Origin of the sequence: Allostigmatella hybrida (genome assembly GCF_020103775.1) — a bacterium.
GTDB lineage: Bacteria > Myxococcota > Myxococcia > Myxococcales > Myxococcaceae > Hyalangium > Hyalangium aurantiaca.
Genome location: NZ_JAHXBH010000006.1, coordinates 144,636 through 161,127 on the forward strand (window position 1 = coordinate 144,636; position 16,492 = coordinate 161,127).

Genomic DNA, 16,492 nt, shown 5'->3' on the forward strand with positions numbered 1-16,492 from the left:
AGGAACAAGCCCGCTCACGCAGCGGGCTCGAGAATCTCCTCCAGAGCCTCGCGCACGCCTGGCAGCTGAGCAAGCAGCTCGAACTCGGCATCCTGCAGGTGGGAGACGCGGCGGCCCTGGATGCGCTCCATGAGCAGCTCGATGCGCGTCTCCCCTTCGGGGCCCACATGGCGGAAGAACCGGGGGCGGTGGCCCTCTCGGGAGCAGGAGAGGATGTCCCGCTGCAGGCTCTTGAGGCGGCGGGAGACCTTCAGCGCCGACCGTCCTTCGGGGGTATCGAAGGTGTGGAAGTGGCGGTTGCGCGAAAGCGGCCGGGTGGGATCGTGGAGCCTCTCGACGAGGCGCCGGACAAAGGGGTCCATCGACGGAAGAGGATAACATCCGGTACCCTCCCGCTCAGCGATGCGTTTGAGAATTCTGAAGTTGACCCCCGTGCTGTCTTTGCTCCTCCCGCTTGCTTGCAAGGACCCGGAGATGGCCGCCGTGCATGCCCGGTCGGAGAGCTACGAGGCGAAGATCGCCGAGGGGCGCACCGCCATCGCCGCCCACCAGCCGGAGCGGGCCGCGCGCTCCTTCCGCGAGGCAGCCAACCTGCGCACCGAGGAGATCGAACCCCTGCTGCTGCTGGCCGAGGCCTACCGCGTCGCGGGCAACGAGGGGCCCGCCATCCTGGCCCTCAAGGAAGCCGAGGCCATCTCTCCGGGCAATGATCCCACCATCCAGAAGCAGATGGCGGACCTGTACCGGCGCGGGGGCCACACCGAGCAGGCCATCGCCACGCTGGTGGTGCTGCGCGACAACCAGCAGCTCACGGACCCCGAGCTGCTCTCCCTGGCCCGGCTTCAGGCCCGGAACGCGAGCCTGGACGAGGCCTTCAAGTCCCTGGAGCCCATCCAGAAGGCGCGCCCGGACGACGCGGACGCCAAGGTGGTGGAGGCGGAGATCCTCCTGCTCAAGGGCGAGGAGCTGCTGGCGGCCCGGCTGATGGACCGGCTCATCACCGAGAACCCGGGCCTGATGGAGGCGCGCATGCTGCGCGTGCGCTACTTCCTCAACAGCGGCTTCACGGCGGAGGCGGAGCAGGACTTGCTGACGCTCGCGAAGGAGGACGCGGCGCGGCCCGAGGTCATCCTGCTCCACGCGCGCATCCTCAACCGGCTGGAGCGCCCCGCGGAGGCCGACGCGCTGCTCTCCAAGCTCGTCGCGGCGGAGCCCACCAGCGTGGAGGCGCTGGCGATGCTGGCCGAGACGAAGCTCCTGCTGGGCCAGAACAAGGAAGCACAGGCGCTGGTGGACAAGGTGCTGCGCCTCCGGTCGCGCTTTCCCCGGGCGCTCTATGTCCGGGCGCGGGCGCTGGAGGCGCAAGGGGACAAGGACGGGGCGGTGGAGAACTACAGCTACGCGCTGAGCTCGGATCCCCGCTTCGCCCCGGCGCTCTCGCGCATGTGGCGCATCCACCGGGACGCGGGCCACAAGATGGAGGCAATGGCCTCCCTGGAGAAGATCCACTTCATCGGCGAGGCCTCGCTCGAGGAGAAGGTGGCCCTCGCGCAGATGTACGCGGAGAGCAAGATTCACCTGGAGCGGGGGCGCAAGCTCATCGACGAGGCGCTCGCGCGGGAGCCGGGCAACCCGGCCTACGTCTCCATCAAGGCCGCCCTCACCGACGCGATGCCCAAGAAGAAGAAGGCCAAGGGCCCCATCATCCTGCGCGGCGGCCGGTGAGTGCGGGGGCGGCGGCCTTGGGCAGGGCCTCGGCGGCCTCGACCACGCGCTGGAGGGCCTGGAGGCCCTTGCGCTGGCCCACCGCCACGACGGTGAGGTTCTCCCGGGCGAAGTAGCGCCGGGCGATGTCGCGCACGTGCTCGGCGGTCTGGGCATCCACCATGTCCGCCCGGCGGTTGAAGGACTCGGGGCGCCGGAACAGCTCCGTGCCGCCGAACCAGCCGGTCAGCTCCCCGGGCGAGTCCTGGGCGAACTCCAGCAGCATCCGGTGCCGGCGCTTGGCGCGGGCCATCTCCTCGTCGGAGACGAGGTCCGTGCACAGCGTGCCCAGCACGCGCAGCACCTCTTCCACCACGAGCGAGGCCTTCTCCGGGGCGCACGCCCCGTCGATCTCCAACAGCCCCGCGTCGTGGAAGGCATCCAGCGAGGCGTTGAGCGAGTACGCCAGGCCCCGCTTCTCGACGATCTCGTAGGGCAGGCGCGAGGACAGGCCGTCATCCAGCACCCGGCGGAGGATCTGCAGCGCGGGGAAGTCCTCGTGGTGCTCCGGGACGATGCGGAAGTTGAGGCGGAACTCGGTCTGGGACTCGTCGTGGGTGACGAAGTGGAGGCGCGGGCCCGGCGGGGTGGGGGGTGGCGCCTCCTCGGTGGTGGCAAGTCCGTGGGGCAGGCGCGCGAAGGCCTGCTCGGCCAGGGCCATCACCTCGGTGTGCCGCACCCGGCCGGAGGCGGTCACCACGATGTTGCCGGTGACGTAGTGGCGGGCGAAGTGCTCCAGCACCTGGGCGTGGGTGAGCGCGGAGACGGACTCGCGCGTGCCGGCGATCTTCAGCGCCAGCGGGTGGTCCGGGAAGATCAGGCGCTTGGACAGGTTGTCGATGTCGATGTCCCGGCCCTTCTCGTCCACTTCGTCCAGCATCTCCTCGAGGATGATCTGCCGCTCCACCTCCATGTCCGTGAGGCGCGGGCGGGTGAGCATGTCCCCGATGATGTTCATGCCCACGGCCACGTGGTCCGGGTGCAGGGGCGTGTAGTAGTAGCCGTGGTCCCTCGTGGTGACGCCGTTGAGGTTGCCGCCCACTTCCTCCACGGCGGCGTTCATCTTCACGGTGTCGGGCCAGCCCGCGCTGCCCCGGAAGAAGAGGTGCTCCAGGAAGTGGCTGACGCCGTTGTTCTGGGGCGTCTCGTGACGGCTCCCCGTCCGCACATACACCGACAGCAGGGCGGTGTGCAGGTGAGGGGTCTCGATGGTGACGACGCGAAGCCCGGAGGGCAGGACGTCCCGATGGGGTGTGAAGCTCATGCGCGAGGAAGCCTTAACACGAAGGTCGTGCCTTGGCCGGGTGAACTCAGGCAGGAAAGCGAGCCGCCGTGGGCTTGGAGAATCTGCTGGCTGACGGACAGGCCCAGCCCGGTGCCCCCCTCCTTGGTGGAGAAGAAGGGCTCGAAGACGCGCTCCCGGACGGCCTCGGGCATGCCCCGGCCGGTGTCCTGGACGGACACCTCCACCTCGGTGTCGAAGCTCCGGGTGGCCACCGTGAGGCGGCCCCCGCCGGGCATGGCCTCCCGGCTGTTGCGCACCAGGTTGAGGAACACCTGCCGGAGCTGCGCCTCGTCGGCGAGGACCAGGGGGGTGTCCGGGGCGAAGTCGCGCACCACCTGGACGCCTGCCCGCTCCAGCTCCTCCCGGGAGAAGTCGAGCAGGCTGCCGAGCATCTCCGTGACGTCCTCGGCCACCAGGGTGGGGTGGGGAGGCCGGGCCATGCGCAGGTAGTGCTCCGTCACCTCGGTGAGCCGGTCCACCTCGCGCGTCACCGCGGTGAGCAGGTCCTTCGTCTCGTGGGCCACCCCCGGGGAGCTGAAGGAGGCCTGGGCCAGCGCATCCTCCAGCATCTCCACGTTGAGGCCGATGGAGGACAGGGGGTTGCGCACCTCGTGGGCGATCTGCGCGGAGATGCGGCCCACGGCGGCGAGCTGCTCGGCGCGGGCGAGCGCCTCGGCCTGGGCCTTGAGCTGGAGCTCGCGCGCCTGGAGCGAGCGCGCCATGGCGTCGAACTCGCGCGCCAGCACCGCCACCTCGTCCTCGCCCTGCACGCCGAGCTGGGCGGTGTAGTCGCCCCGGCCAATGCGGGAGACGCCCTCGATGAGGGTGCGCACGGGGCGCAGGGTCCGCGCGGAGAGCAGCGTGGCGCCCAGGCCCACGATGATGGCCACCAGGGAGAGCATGATGATGGCCAGGCCCGTGCCCCGCTCGCGCTCCTCGACGCGGTCCACGCGCTCGCGGATGCGGTGGTCCAGGGCGGCGCGCAGCACCCGCAGCTCGCGGCCGATGGTGGCCTCCAGCTGCCGCAGGCCGGCGGTGAGCTCGGCCACCTGCTGCCGGTTGAGCGTCTCGGTGCTCAGCGCGGTGAAGACGGCCTCGGCCTTCTGGACGTGGCTGGCGTGCTGGGCCTCCAGCTCGCCGAAGCGGGCCTCCAGCTCCCGCACGAAGGGCATCTCCCCGGCGGGGGCGAAGGTGAGCACCTCGCGGGCCTTGTCCTGGGCGGAGGCCATGCGCTGCGCCATCAGGGGCGGGTAGTACACCCGGGCGAGCCGGATGAGGGCCCGCCGCGTCTCCACGCTCTCCTCGTCCAGGAGCCGCTCGGTGTCCTTGCTCTGGTTGGTGTGGAAGGTCTCCAGGGCGGCGGCGTCCTGGGAGAGCTGCTGGTAGCCCTGGCTGATGAGCCGGATTTCCTGCTGATTGCGGTGCAGCTCCGCCACGCTGAACAGGGACACCGCCCCGAAGGTGACGAGCACCACGGCGTAGCCCAGGAAGATGCGCGTGGCGAGCGAGAGCTTCATCACGAGGGAGGGTGGACCCGCGGCCCACCCCCATCGCTACGCTCGCGCTGGCCCGAGCGCAAGCTGATACGGTGGCCCGCCATGCGGCTTCGCCCCTTTCGTCAGGCCCTGCCCTGGGCCCTGCTGGCCCTTGCCCCTGCGTGCCAGGAGCAGGAGAAGGGGCATGCGCCCCAGGTTCAGCTCGTCACCACCACGTGTGCCGGGGGGGCCCCCCTGGAGAACGCCTCGCGGCTGCTCTGGCGGATAACGGGCGAGGGCATCGATCCCCCCCTCGAACACGTCACCCTCGTGGACCTGCGGCCCGAGGACGTGCCCGCCGTGCCCCCGGGGCGGGCGCGGGTGCTGGAGGTGAGGGCGTACACGGGAGAGCCCTTCGCCTTGGGCCAGGTGGTCTCCGTGGGGCGCTCGGCGCCCTTCGAGATGCCCGCGGAGGGAGGGCCCTCGGAGCCCGTGCGCGTGGTGCTCCGCCGGGTGGAGACGTGGGTGCCGGTGGAGGACGCGCAGCGGCCGGGCGAGTGCTTGCAGCTCACCGAGCCCCGGGCCGCGCACACCGCGACGCTCCTGAAGGACGGCCGGGTGCTCCTGGCGGGAGGCTTCCGGATGGACGGCGCGGGGAACGCCGAGCCCCTGTCCTCGTTCGAAGTCCTGGACCCGGGCGCACGGACCCTGACCCACCTGCCCAGCCAGGACGAGGGCCTCACGCGGAGGGCGTTTCACACGGCGACGTTGACGCCGGAGGGCGAGGTGGTGCTGGCCGGAGGGGAAGTCTCCATCGCCGGGGTCACGGTGCCTTTGCGCACCGCGGCGGTCTGGGACCCGGATGCCCTGGGGCTCTATGGCTTCGAGCTGGCGTGGGCGCGGTCCCGCCACGGGGCCGCGAGCGACAGCGCCGGAAGGATCTTGCTGGCCGGAGGGGTGGGGGAGGGGAGCGTGCCGGTGCCCGAGCTTGAGGGGCTGGAGCCGCAGGCGCTCCGGACGTTCTCCGTGCCGCTGCTGCTGCCCAGGGTGGGCGCGAGCGTGACGGCCCTTCCGGATGGCCAGCGCGTGGCGGTCATCGGAGGCTCGGACGGACAGGAACTGGCCGCCGAGGTGCTGACCTTCACCTATGACGGGGCCACGTTCGCGCCGTCCTCCTCGGGAGTGAAGCTGCGCTATCCCCGGCGCAATGCGGCCGTGGCGCCTTTCGGAGGGCAGCGGCTGCTCGTGGTGGGCGGCTTCGGCTCCCCTGCGGACCCGGTGTTCACCGGGGATGCCCTGCCGGTCTCGGAGGTCATCGATTGGGGCTCACCGGCCCCCCGGGTCTCGGACGGACCTTCACTGGTGGCCCGGGGAGACGCGTGCGCCGAGAGCCTGCCCGGAGGCCGGGTGTTCGTCGCGGGTGGCCGCCGGCAGGAGCCCATGAACTTCCGGCTCGTGAGCTCCGCGCTGGTGGAGCAGGTGATTCCCACCGTGAGCGAGACCTCGGCGGTGTTGGGCCAGGAGCCGCTCGTCTCCGCGCTGTACCTGCACACCTGCACGGTGCTGCCGGATGGCGCCGTGCTCGTCACGGGAGGCCTGGACGACAGCCAGGGAGACCCCAGGGTGAGCCAGGGCGCCTACGTCTTCGTGCCGCTACCCAGGGACTGAAACCCGGACATCCATGCGCGGATGTTTCAAAAGAACAGCAAGTGCATCGCGCCCAGCATCCCCATGGGCCCGTAGCTTGTCGAATGCGGCGCCATACCTTTTGGCATGCTTGTTCCCTGTCTTTGCGTCTCCCTTCCAGAGGGCATCGGTCTGCGCAGCAACGTTCTCGGCGAACTGCTTAACGAGTTCCTCCAGCTTCATTACCAGAACCCTTTCGTAACATTCTCAATCGCCAGAACCCCAAACTTGCGTTGGGCTTCGTACGGCTGGTTGCTCAACCACTGCTACGGTCAGGCTCCTCGAACCGGTGATGTTCCAGCGAATGGACGAGTAGAGGGCTTGTCCGAGCGCGTCTCTGGGTGATGCCGCTCCGGACAGACTGCTTCCTCACCTCTTGAGGAAGTAGGTGTGGCGCAACATCTTCCCGCCCCGCTCCAACTCAATCACGAAGCGGGAGGTTGTGCCTATGGCTTGGAGATAGACCTCAAGCGCGTTCTCTGGGCTGTCCAAGGGAATGCTGTTGATGCGCCTGATGACATCCTGCTCGCGCAGGCCAAGTTGAAGCAAAACGGAGTCTGGACGGATGGGGAGAAGTTTGAGTCCGATGACCTGGCCATCCTTCAATGCGGGGACGGTCTGGTACCCTCTCGTCCCGCAGGCTGTGCCGCGCATGTCCATGCCTTTGAGGTCAATCTCATAGTGGAAGGGGCCTGTTTGGCGAACAGTGAGCGGGGAAGACCCGGAGGTGGGTAAACAGTCCTCCTCGAGGGCCGGTTCCAAGGCCGAGGGCTTCATGATGGAGACGTGCGCATCCTGAAAGGAGCTCCGGATCCATGGTTCCAAGACCACGTGAAATGCGTACCCGATGGGGAGCACGAAGCAGGCAATCATGCCGAATCGGTAAAGGGATCGCAGGGGAAGACGGGAGAAGGCGGCCATGGTGAGGCTCCCGGGATGTGAAGGCACCCTCTCTCAAAGCAAGGATGGGGCCAAGGGAGCGAAGCGGCTCGTCCACGAGGGATGACGCCCGGGATGTCCGGAAGCCACCCCGGTTCGCGTGTCAAATTGTCACTCCCGATCCGTGGAAGCCCGCTTCCTCAACTTGCTCGGCCGCCACCTTCTTTTAAGCGGGATGATTACCTTAACTCTGGAGCGCTTATGGATCCCGCCGTCACAACAGAGTGTCTTCGACAGCGAGACGCCATCATCGAGGAGTGGGTCCGGAGTGTCAGCAAGCGCCCGGTTGCGCGGTCTCTCTCTCGCCAGTCGATCCTGAACAACATGCCTGGCTTGGTGGACCAGATCATCGACGCGCTGGGCTGGGCCCAGGTGTGGCACGGCGCCGTGGATATTCCGAGACAGATCGCTGAAGAGCATGGCGAAAGCCGCCTCAAGCTGGGGTACGGCCTGATCGAGCTGGGAGAAGAGTACAACTCGCTCCGGAATGCGTTCCTGGGAGTCCTGGACTCGGCCGGCATCGTCCTGAACAACGCGGCCGCGAGCACCTTGCACGGGGCCATTGATCAAGCGCACCGGGCAGGGGTGGAACATTACATTCGGCTCCGGGAGGAGCAGCTCCGGGAGCGGCAGTCGGACTTCCTGGCCCGGCTCGTCCACGACTTCCGTTCCCCCCTGAGCACGATCCTGGCCAGCGTCGAACTCATCCGGAGGGATGAGTCCTTCTCCAAGGGAGGCCCCAAGAACCTGGATCGCATCGAGCGTGCCTCGCGCCGGTTGCTGCTGCTCATCGAAGGGCAGCTGGCCACCGAAGCGGCGCTTGCTGGCAATCTTCAGTTCCAGGCGGAGGAGGTGAGCCTCTCTCGGGTGACCGAGGACGTTCTGGCCATCCTGCAGCCTCGCGCGGACGAGAAGGGGATTCGCTTGCAGGAGGAAATTCCCGGCGGGATTTTGCTCAGGACAGATCGCCTCTTGCTGGGACAGGTGCTGCAAAACCTCGTGGATAATGCGCTCAAGTACACGGCCGTGGGGACGGTGTGGGTCCGGGCCAGCGAGACGGGCAGCGGCGTGCGCATCACGGTCGAGGACACCGGGCGGGGCATTGCACCGGATTTGCTTCCTGCCATCTTCGACATGTACAGGCGCAGTGAGCACGTCTCCCCGGGGCGGGGAGTGGGGCTGGCCGTGGTGAAGACCATCGTGTTTTTCCTGGGCGGGACGCTCCTCGCAGAGAGCGAGCTGGGCAAGGGGAGCCGCTTCAGTGTCTGCCTGCCCAGAGCGTACTCCGTGCCTACCTGAGTCCGGAGCCAGGGCTTCGGCCTCACGCACGGCTCGATCGTCCTCCGTGAAGAGTGTTTCAAGCACCTGTGCCAAAGGAAAACCGTTGGCGCTCGCAGACGCCGGGGGCGTCACTTCCCTTCACGGCGGGGCTTCAGCCCGTGCGGGGACTCCTTTAAAGAAGGCCCATGCGCTTCTCCTGGCTCTTGTGCCTCCTGCCGCTCCACACCTCCTGGGGACAGGAGGTGCGCACACCCGCGGAACCCGCCCAGCGCCAGGAGCCGCTCACGGGCTCCGCGCCTCCTTTGGTGCGGGCTCCCAGCGCGGACGTCCTTCCTCCGGCGGCTCCGTCAGGCTCGCCCATCGCCCTCAAGCCGGGGATGCAGGTGCGCATCGGCCTGGACGGGGGGCAGCGCCACGCCGGCGAAGTCGTCCGCCTGCTGCCGGACTCGCTCTGGCTGCGGACCGGCTCCGAGCCCGCCCTGAATCTCCTGCTCGGGGACGTGCAGCGGTTGGAGGTGAGGAAGCGGTCGGCCGAGGAGGGCGCGGTGGTGGGCTTCGGGGTGGGGGGATTGGCGGGAGGAATCTTCCTGGCGGTCCTCTGCAGCGAGGCCGAGGAGAGCCGTGAGACCTCCGTGGGGGGCTGCGCGAGCATCGGGTCGCTGCTCGGGGGGCTGCTCGGCGCGGGCGCCGGCGCGTTGATCGGACTGCTGGTGCCCCACTGGTCCACGCTCTATGAGAAGGGGGACCCGGGAGCGTTGCCGCTCCTGGGGGAAAGACCCAGGCCGGCGCCTCGTGAGCCCGAGGTCTCCCGCCAGCACTTCGTGGGAGAAGTGGGAGCAGCGCTGGGCCTGGCGCAAGAGCGGGGGAGTGCTCAGTCCAACCAGGGCTGGGGAGGGCGGCTCCACCTGCTGGCGTTGCTCGGCTCCCATGCCGCGCTCGGCCCCGAAGCGGCCTGGTACAGCACCATCGGCTCACGCACGGAGGTGTCCAACGGGCAGACCTCCCGGGTGAACCGCTCCCTCTTCCAACTGGGAGGCCTGCTGCGCCTGGGCACGGAGTTCGGGCCCACCCGGGTCTCCCTCCTGGCGGGGCTGGCCTTCTACAACAACCAGTCGCGCCACGCGGGTGCCTCGGTGGGCGGAGAGATGGAGCTGCCCTTCTGGAAGGACCTGCCGCCGCTGGCCCTCGACGTGCGCTACCACGTGAACCTCGAGGGGGAGCCCGCTCACCCCGACCCGAACGTTCTCACCCTCGGCATCGGCTCGCGCCTGCGGTGGTGAGGGGCGCTCCCTCTCGGCCCCTTACGAGTCGGTACGGGCCACGCGCGTTCCAATCTTCCGGAACCGTTCCAGAAGCAATTCGCCGGCCTGGACCGACCGCACGTTGCCCGAGTTCTCCTCGTGGACGGACAGGGTCTTGAGCGGATTGGGGACGAAGAAGAAGACGATGGCCCAGCGGCTCGCCGGGTCCGTGCCCGTCTGAGGGTTGACGACCTGGTGAAGCGTCGGCCGAAGGCCTCCGCCTTTGATCATGGCGAGGATCTCCCCGATGTTCACCGTTGTGTAATCCTGGAGTTCCGAGTCCAGGACCACCCACTCGCCGGCCGGGGTGCAGAACTGCAATCCCGGGTGAGAGGCGGGGAGCTGGAGGCCGATCATGTTGATGCCGGTATGCGGCGCCGCGCGCATGGCGCCTTGCGCGGCCCGGCGCTCCTCCACGGCGGGATAGTGGAGCATCCGCAAGACGTGTTTCCCGTCCAGCACCACGTTGTCGAGCGCGTGGGTATCCATGCCCGCCACCGTCCCCACCAGGCGGAGGACGAGATGGGCGCACTCGGTGAGCTGCCGGAAGAGCTTCTCGAACAGCGGACGGAATTCGGTGGGGACGGTGGGCCACGGATTGAGCGGGTAGTGCGCGCTCATGGGATGCGCTGCGTCGATCAGCGGACCCAGATGGATGAACTCTTTCAGATCCGCCTGAGCATGGTTCATCGCGGTCTCGGTCAGGTAGGAGTAATACCCCACGTCTCCGAACGCCTTCTGGTCGACGGACCGGTGGTCGATCTCCAGCTTCTTTTCCAGCGGAAGGGAAAAGAATTCCTTGCCAATGGCGTAGCAGCGTTTCACCAACTCCGGATCGATGGGCGAGCGCTCCAGGACGAGAAACCCAAGCGTCTCAAGCGCCTGCCGTGCACGCTCGACCTGGCCCGACGCATCTCCCTTCTCTCGGTAGGCCAGAATATCCAGGCAGGGGACATCGCTCCTGTGCAGGACCCTCACTTCGCTCATTGCTCGCTCCTTGCGGGACTTCTGGGGGGGACGGACTCAGGGAGGTGGCCATTCCAAGGGTCCACGCGGAACTGCTCGCGGGAGCGCTTGATGAAGGAGGCAATGTCCTCGGTCTGCTGCAATCTCGAAGCGGGCGTGCCGGGGCGCGACATGAGTTCCTGGACGTGTCTGCCAAGCTCCAGGCGCCGCCGGATGGGCTCGGGCAGGTGCGCCGTGCTGGGGGGCGAAGGCGTCGGCGCGAGCGCGGCTTCCAGCCTCCGGAGAAGCTCCGGGTAGCTGGTGGCCACATAGCCCGTGCCGCCCAGGTGGAAGTTGTTCAGCATCCCGACGATCATGGGATTGTCCCAACCGTTCTGGAGGGTCGAGCCCACGGGGAAGTAGCGGATGTCTTTGTCCTTGTAGGCGACCAGCGGTTTGCCCGCCGCGTAGGCCAAGGACAATTCCATGACCGTGCCCGAGTCAGGGTTGACGGAGCAGCACTCAAAGGGGCTCAGGTTCGCGACGATTGCCTGGCAATGCTCCAGGAGGTTGAAGAGATCGAAGGCAAACACGGCCACCATGAGGTAGTACCGGTCTTCTGCTTTTTTCTCCGGACTCCAACCCGCCTCGTCCATGAGGCGGAAGAGTTCGAGCAGAGGAAAACCGTCATCCACCGGCGCGAAGGTGTTGTATCCGGCCTCCCGGAGCATCGCGGAGAGCGCTCGCATCATCGCGAAGTCCTGAGCACCTCCCATGGGGCCCGCACAATAAATGCGAGCACTCTTTGGGTTCTCCACTCGGTCCATGCGCGGGGTCTCCCAGCATTGCCTGGACAATGGCTATATGTCTGTTTGGTGCTGAAAGTACATGGGGTCTTTTCAGGAATTTGTGCAACACGTGCAACACATGGGGCGCGACCTTGAGCCCTGGACGCACAGAAGCCCCTCCTCCCGGGTGGGAAGAGGGGCTTCGTGACTTCAGCCCATCAGGGCGCTCAGGCGTTCGGAACCGGAGCCTTGTCCGTCTCGCCCGGAGCGGCCGGGGCGTCGGCGGCAGGCGCGGCGGCCTCGGAGGCCTTGGCGGCCTCGCTCTCCGCCTGGGCCTGCGCCGCGGCGCGCTGGGCGTCGGCGGCGGCCCGCTCGCGGGCTTCCGTTTCGATCTTCTGATCGCTGGCGGCGACCTCCTCCGGCGTCAGCTCGGTCCGCTCGGCCAGGATGCCGGTCTTCTTCTCCAGGTCCTTGATGGCCCGGCGCAGCAAGTCCCGCTCGAGCAGCGTGCGGTTCAGGCGCTTCTCCAGCGCCTTGAACTTGTCCTTGGCCAGGTCCAGCTCGCTCTTGCTGGCGGTGTAGAGGCGCTGCTGGGTGTCGGCACGGCCCTTGATCCGGCGCAGCTCGCGCTCCAGCTCCGCCGCGCGGCTGCGCTCCTTGTTGGCGGTGTGCTCCAGCCGCTCCATCTTCTCCCGGTCCGCGTCGTTGAGCTCGCGGTAGCGGCGCGGCGCCTTCTCCGCGGCGGGCTCGGCGGCGGGCGTCACCTGGACGGAAGCGGCCACCACGCGCTCACCCTCGGCGGCGGGGGCGGAGATCTGTCCGGCCGCGGCGGGCTCCGCGGACACGGGGGCCGGGGCGGCCACCGGAGCGGCCGGGGCAGCCACGGGGGCCGGGGCGGGCGCACGGCGGGGACGGTTCGCGCCCTGCTCACCGCGCAGCCGCTCGATCTCCGAGAGCGCCTGGGACAGTTCGCCTCGCACCACCTCGAGCTGCGCGGTCGCCTGACGTTCCACCTCGGCGCGGGCCTTGGCCAGATCGCGGTCGCCCTTCTCGGACTCCTTCTGTTCGAACAGCTTGCGCTTGGCCTGCTTGAGCTGCTCCTTCAGGTCCTGAAGCTGAGCGCGCTGCTCATCGAGCTCCTTCTGCTTGCGCTCCACCTCTGCGTTGGCGCGAGCACGGGCCTTGGACGAGTCCTCCGACAGCTCCGCCCTCTTGGCGTTGGCGGCGGTGGGGGGCGGCAGGACAGCGGCCCGGTTCGAGCCGAACAGCAGCATGCCAAGCGTGATGGCAAAGCCGATGGATACGAGGATAAGTGCGACCAGCACGGATACGACCTCCAAGGGGACTGCAAAAAAAGCGCCGCAGCCTAACGTTCCGCCTTGCCACGTCAATAGCGGTGCGCCCGCGGTGCACCCGGCGTATCCCCCGGGGCGGAATTCGTTAAAAGGGGGCGAGGAACGGCGGGGCCCGGGCGAGGTGTTCCTTTGTCCTACCCAAGAGAAGCTTCTGAACCTTCAAAGCCGGTTCTTACGACTTTTCAACCTTTGACTTGCGTTAGAGGAGCAACACTTGGTAGAAAATTCTTCCAGCACTCAATTCCTTTACGACGCAGCGGGTCGAGAGGGCTTCGGGGTCGAGTTCCATGGGCGATGAGACGACAGCCAAGCGCAAGGATGCCCACCTGGACTTGTGCGCCACTGGTGAAGTCGAGCCCCGCCAGAACAGCACCTTGCTGGAGTGCGTCAAGCTGGTGCACTGCGCCATGCCGGAGCTGGATGCGGCGGATGTGGACCTGTCCACGGAGTTCCTGGGCAAGCGCCTGCGCTGCCCGCTGCTCATCACCGGGATGACCGGGGGCACGGAGCGCGCCGGGAAGGTGAACAAGGATCTGGCGACGCTGGCGGAGCGGCACGGGCTGGCCTTCGGCGTGGGCAGCCAGCGCGCCATGAGCGAGGCGCCCGAGCGCGCGGCCTCCTTCCAGGTGCGGGACGTGGCGCCCACGGTGGTGCTGCTGGGCAACATCGGCCTCTACCAGGCGGCGCGGCTGGGCGTGGACGGGGTGCGGCGGCTGATGGATGCCATCGGGGCCGACGGCATGGCGCTGCACCTCAATGCTGGCCAGGAGCTCACCCAGCCCGAGGGCGACCGCGACTTCCGCGGTGGCTACGCGCTGGTGGAGGGCCTGGTGAAGGCCTTCGGGGCGCGGCTGCTGGTGAAGGAGACCGGCTGCGGCATCGGTCCGGACGTGGCGCGCCGGTTCAAGGAACTGGGCGTGCGCAACATCGACGTCTCCGGCCTGGGCGGCACCTCGTGGGTCCGGGTGGAGCAGCTCCGCGCCACGGGCCTCCTGGCGCAGGTGGGCGCCGAGTTCTCGGGTTGGGGCATTCCCACCGCGGCGGCCACGGCCTCCGTGCGGCAGGCGGTGGGGCCCGAGGTCCGGCTGGTGGCCTCGGGCGGGATTCGCACCGGGCTGGAAGCCGCCAAGGTGCTGGCGCTGGGCGCGGATATCGCGGGCATGGCGCTGCCACTGTTCAAGGCTCAGCAGGAAGGCGGCCTGGAGGGGGCGGAGAAAGCCCTTCAGGTCATCCTGGCGGGACTGCGTCAGGCCATGCTCCTGACGGGAAGCAAAGTGTGCGCTGACCTGCGGCGCCGCCCGGTCATCAAGACGGGTGAATTGAAAGATTGGCTCGCGGCGCTGTAGAGGGTGCTGCCACCACGGCTCGGGAAGGAATGGGTATGTCTAACTTCGTGACGTCCAGGCTCGCAGGGTTCCACAAGCTGTCGATGGAGGAGCGCCGCGCACAGATTGCCCAGATGTTCCGCCTGTCCCCCGAGGAGATGGATCTGCTCAGCGGCCACGGGAGCCTGCAGACCACCCTGGCCAACCAGATGATCGAGAACGCGGTGGGCACGTTCTCGCTGCCGCTCGGGCTGGGGCTGAACATGATGGTCAACGGGCGCGAGTACCTCGTGCCCATGGCCGTCGAGGAGCCCTCCGTGGTGGCCGCGGTCTCCTTCGCCGCGAAGATCGTCCGCGAGGCGGGCGGCTTCACCGCCGAGGCCGACGACTCGATGATGATCGGCCAGGTGCAGCTGACCCGGTACGGCGATCCGACCGAGGCCACGCAGAAGATCCTGGCCCACAAGGAGCACCTGCTCGCGCTGGCCAACAGCTTCCACCCGTCGATGATCCGCCGGGGCGGCGGGGCCAAGGACGTGGAGGTGCGCGTGCTGCCTGCGCCCGAGGGCCCGCGCGGCGAGCCCCTGCTCATCGTCCACCTGCTCGTCGACACGCAGGAGGCCATGGGCGCCAACCTCATCAACACCATGGCCGAGGGCGTCACGCCGCTGCTGGAGCAGATCACCGGCGGCAAGGTGTACCTGCGCATCCTCTCGAACCTGGCGGACCGCCGGCTGGCGCGCGCCACGTGCCGCATCCCGACGTCGGCCCTGGCGGACTTCGACCTGCCCGGCGAGCTCATCGCCGAGGGCATCTCCCAGGCGAGCCGGTTCGCCCAGGCGGACCCGTACCGGGCGGCCACGCACAACAAGGGCGTGATGAACGGCATCGACGCGGTGGCCATCGCCACGGGCCAGGACTGGCGCGCCATCGAGGCGGGGGCGCATGCCTTCGCGTGCCGTGACGGCCAGTACCGGCCGCTGTCCACCTGGCACCTGGAAGAGGGCCACCTGGTGGGCCGCATCGAGCTGCCGATGGCGCTCGGGCTGGTGGGCGGCCCCATCAAGGTCCACCCGGGCGTGCAGGTGGCGCTCAAGCTGATGCAGGCGCACACCGTGCGCGAGATGTCCATGGTGTTCGCGGCGGTGGGCCTGGCGCAGAACTTCGCGGCGGTGCGCGCGCTGGGCAGCGTGGGCATCCAGAAGGGCCACATGGCGATGCACGCGCGGTGCGTGGCCGTGACGGCGGGTGCGCGTGGCGACTGGGTGGAGAAGATCGCCAATGAACTGGTGAAGGTGGGCCATGTGAAGGTAGAGAAGGCGCGGGAGATCATCGCCGCGCTGCCTCCTCACGAGGCCGCTGCTGCGACGGGGACCGCGGGCTAGCGGCCCCTTTCTTTCGACACGCTATGAATGCAAGGGCGGCCCCGTTGGAGGGCTTTGGCGCCGGCAAGGTCATTTTGCTCGGCGAACACAGTGTGGTGTATGGGTACCCGGCGTTGGCGGGCCCTCTGTCGTATGGCGTGACGGCGCGGGCGGTGCCCGCGAAGCGGTGCCAGTTGTCGCTGCCGGGCACGCTCAGCCGGCCCCAGCGCGCCTTGCTCACCCGGGCCTTCCAGCGTGTCGCCACGCTGTGCGGAGAGCCCGGGGTGAAGGTGACGCTGGAGTCCGAGCTGCCGCTGTCCATGGGGCTGGGCAGCTCCGGCGCGCTGGCGGTGGCCAGCACGCGCGTGCTGCTCAAGGCCGCGGGCCGGAACGACTCGCCGCAGGAAGTGGCGCGGCTGGCGCTGGAGATGGAGCAGGAGTTCCACGGCACGCCCTCGGGCGTGGACCACACCACGAGCGCGCTGGAGAAGCTCCTGCTCTACAAGCGCACCCCGGGCCAGTCCACGGGGCGGCTGAAGGTGCTCAAGAGTCCGCGTCCGCTCAAGGTGCTGGTGGCGCTGGTGGGCGACCGCAGCCCCACGAAGCACACGGTGGGCGCCCTGCGCGAGCGGCAGGCGCGGTGGCCCGAGCGGTACACGCGGCTGTTCAAGCAGATCGGCACGTTGGCCGCGGAGGGGGCGAAGGCGGTGGAGGACGGCGACCTGGAGGCGCTGGGGGACGCGATGAACGTCAACCAGGGGCTGCTGGCGGCGCTGGGGCTGTCCTCGCCTCAGTTGGAGGACATGGTGTACCGGCTGCGCGGCCTGGGTGCCCTGGGCGCGAAGCTGACGGGGGCTGGAGGTGACGGCGGGGCCGTCATCGGCCTCTTCCTGGAACCCGAGCCCGCGGTGAAGAAGCTGCTGGATGACGGGGTCCGTTGTTTCAGCAGCCAGCTCGCGGGACCGCGGGCGCTGTGAGGGCTTC

General features: G+C 68.5%; 14 protein-coding genes and 2 pseudogenes. 7 read left to right on the top strand and 9 right to left on the bottom strand.

What is annotated here, in order from left to right:
- Positions 1-14: 14 nt before the first annotated feature.
- Positions 15-362 carry a hypothetical protein gene (locus tag KY661_RS13155; RefSeq protein WP_225410530.1) on the bottom strand — a complete coding sequence of 116 codons (348 nt, stop codon included), beginning with the start codon at positions 360-362 and terminating at the stop codon, positions 15-17.
- A gap of 70 nt (positions 363-432) precedes the next feature.
- On the opposite strand from KY661_RS13155, the gene KY661_RS13160 reads away from it, so the two are divergent.
- Positions 433-1,725 (top strand): tetratricopeptide repeat protein, encoded by a 1,293-nt coding sequence (locus KY661_RS13160; RefSeq protein WP_225410531.1) that lies wholly within the window; start codon positions 433-435, stop codon positions 1,723-1,725.
- Here KY661_RS13160 and KY661_RS13165 read toward each other — a convergent pair.
- Together KY661_RS13165 and KY661_RS13170 are read right to left on the bottom strand one after the other, a co-directional pair.
- Positions 1,703-3,028 carry a M16 family metallopeptidase gene (locus tag KY661_RS13165; protein WP_225410532.1) on the bottom strand — a complete coding sequence of 442 codons (1,326 nt, stop codon included), beginning with the start codon at positions 3,026-3,028 and terminating at the stop codon, positions 1,703-1,705. The genes KY661_RS13160 and KY661_RS13165 overlap by 23 nt on opposite strands.
- On the bottom strand, positions 3,025-4,566 hold the full coding sequence (locus KY661_RS13170) for a sensor histidine kinase (protein WP_225410533.1): 1,542 nt from the start codon (positions 4,564-4,566) through the stop codon (positions 3,025-3,027). The genes KY661_RS13165 and KY661_RS13170 overlap by 4 nt, the downstream gene beginning before the upstream one ends.
- 81 nt (positions 4,567-4,647) lie before the next feature.
- Between KY661_RS13170 and KY661_RS13175 the strand changes: the two genes are divergently transcribed.
- Positions 4,648-6,192 carry a Kelch repeat-containing protein gene (locus KY661_RS13175; protein ID WP_225410534.1) on the top strand — a complete coding sequence of 515 codons (1,545 nt, stop codon included), beginning with the start codon at positions 4,648-4,650 and terminating at the stop codon, positions 6,190-6,192.
- Here KY661_RS13175 and KY661_RS13180 read toward each other — a convergent pair.
- From KY661_RS13180 to KY661_RS13185, 3 genes and pseudogenes are all read right to left on the bottom strand, one after another.
- A pseudogene (locus KY661_RS13180) lies at positions 6,190-6,393 on the bottom strand (DUF2019 domain-containing protein); the annotation flags it as partial. The gene KY661_RS13175 and the pseudogene KY661_RS13180 sit on opposite strands and share 3 nt — an antisense overlap.
- Positions 6,393-6,531: pseudogene (locus KY661_RS37890) on the bottom strand (AHH domain-containing protein); the annotation flags it as partial. The pseudogenes KY661_RS37890 and KY661_RS13180, both read right to left, overlap by 1 nt.
- A 48-nt stretch (positions 6,532-6,579) precedes the next feature.
- Positions 6,580-7,131: a hypothetical protein gene (locus KY661_RS13185; RefSeq protein WP_225410535.1), complete on the bottom strand. Its 552-nt coding sequence runs from the start codon at positions 7,129-7,131 to the stop codon at positions 6,580-6,582.
- A gap of 219 nt (positions 7,132-7,350) precedes the next feature.
- On the opposite strand from KY661_RS13185, the gene KY661_RS13190 reads away from it, so the two are divergent.
- Positions 7,351-8,448 carry a sensor histidine kinase gene (locus tag KY661_RS13190; protein WP_225410536.1) on the top strand — a complete coding sequence of 366 codons (1,098 nt, stop codon included), beginning with the start codon at positions 7,351-7,353 and terminating at the stop codon, positions 8,446-8,448.
- 167 nt (positions 8,449-8,615) lie between these two features.
- A complete protein-coding gene (locus KY661_RS13195) occupies positions 8,616-9,710 on the top strand; it encodes a hypothetical protein (protein WP_225410537.1) in 1,095 nt (364 codons plus the stop codon).
- A gap of 21 nt (positions 9,711-9,731) precedes the next feature.
- Here the strand turns inward: KY661_RS13195 and KY661_RS13200 are convergent, their stop codons facing one another.
- From KY661_RS13200 to KY661_RS13210, 3 genes are all read right to left on the bottom strand, one after another.
- Positions 9,732-10,718: a 2-oxoglutarate and iron-dependent oxygenase domain-containing protein gene (locus KY661_RS13200; protein ID WP_225410538.1), complete on the bottom strand. Its 987-nt coding sequence runs from the start codon at positions 10,716-10,718 to the stop codon at positions 9,732-9,734.
- Positions 10,715-11,503 (bottom strand): nucleoside 2-deoxyribosyltransferase, encoded by a 789-nt coding sequence (locus KY661_RS13205; protein ID WP_225410539.1) that lies wholly within the window; start codon positions 11,501-11,503, stop codon positions 10,715-10,717. The genes KY661_RS13200 and KY661_RS13205 overlap by 4 nt, the downstream gene beginning before the upstream one ends.
- Before the next feature lie 188 nt (positions 11,504-11,691).
- Positions 11,692-12,789 (bottom strand): coiled-coil domain-containing protein, encoded by a 1,098-nt coding sequence (locus KY661_RS13210; protein ID WP_225410540.1) that lies wholly within the window; start codon positions 12,787-12,789, stop codon positions 11,692-11,694.
- Between the two features lie 317 nt (positions 12,790-13,106).
- On the opposite strand from KY661_RS13210, the gene fni reads away from it, so the two are divergent.
- From fni to mvk, 3 genes are read left to right on the top strand one after another with little or no spacing between them, the layout of a single operon-like run.
- On the top strand, positions 13,107-14,165 hold the full coding sequence (gene fni, locus KY661_RS13215) for a type 2 isopentenyl-diphosphate Delta-isomerase (protein ID WP_225410541.1): 1,059 nt from the start codon (positions 13,107-13,109) through the stop codon (positions 14,163-14,165).
- A 35-nt stretch (positions 14,166-14,200) separates the two neighbouring features.
- Positions 14,201-15,529, top strand: coding sequence for a hydroxymethylglutaryl-CoA reductase, degradative (locus KY661_RS13220; protein ID WP_083423223.1), 1,329 nt, complete (start codon positions 14,201-14,203; stop codon positions 15,527-15,529).
- 23 nt (positions 15,530-15,552) lie between these two features.
- Positions 15,553-16,485 carry a mevalonate kinase gene (gene mvk / locus KY661_RS13225; protein WP_225410542.1) on the top strand — a complete coding sequence of 311 codons (933 nt, stop codon included), beginning with the start codon at positions 15,553-15,555 and terminating at the stop codon, positions 16,483-16,485.
- The last annotated feature ends 7 nt before the right edge of the window (positions 16,486-16,492 follow it).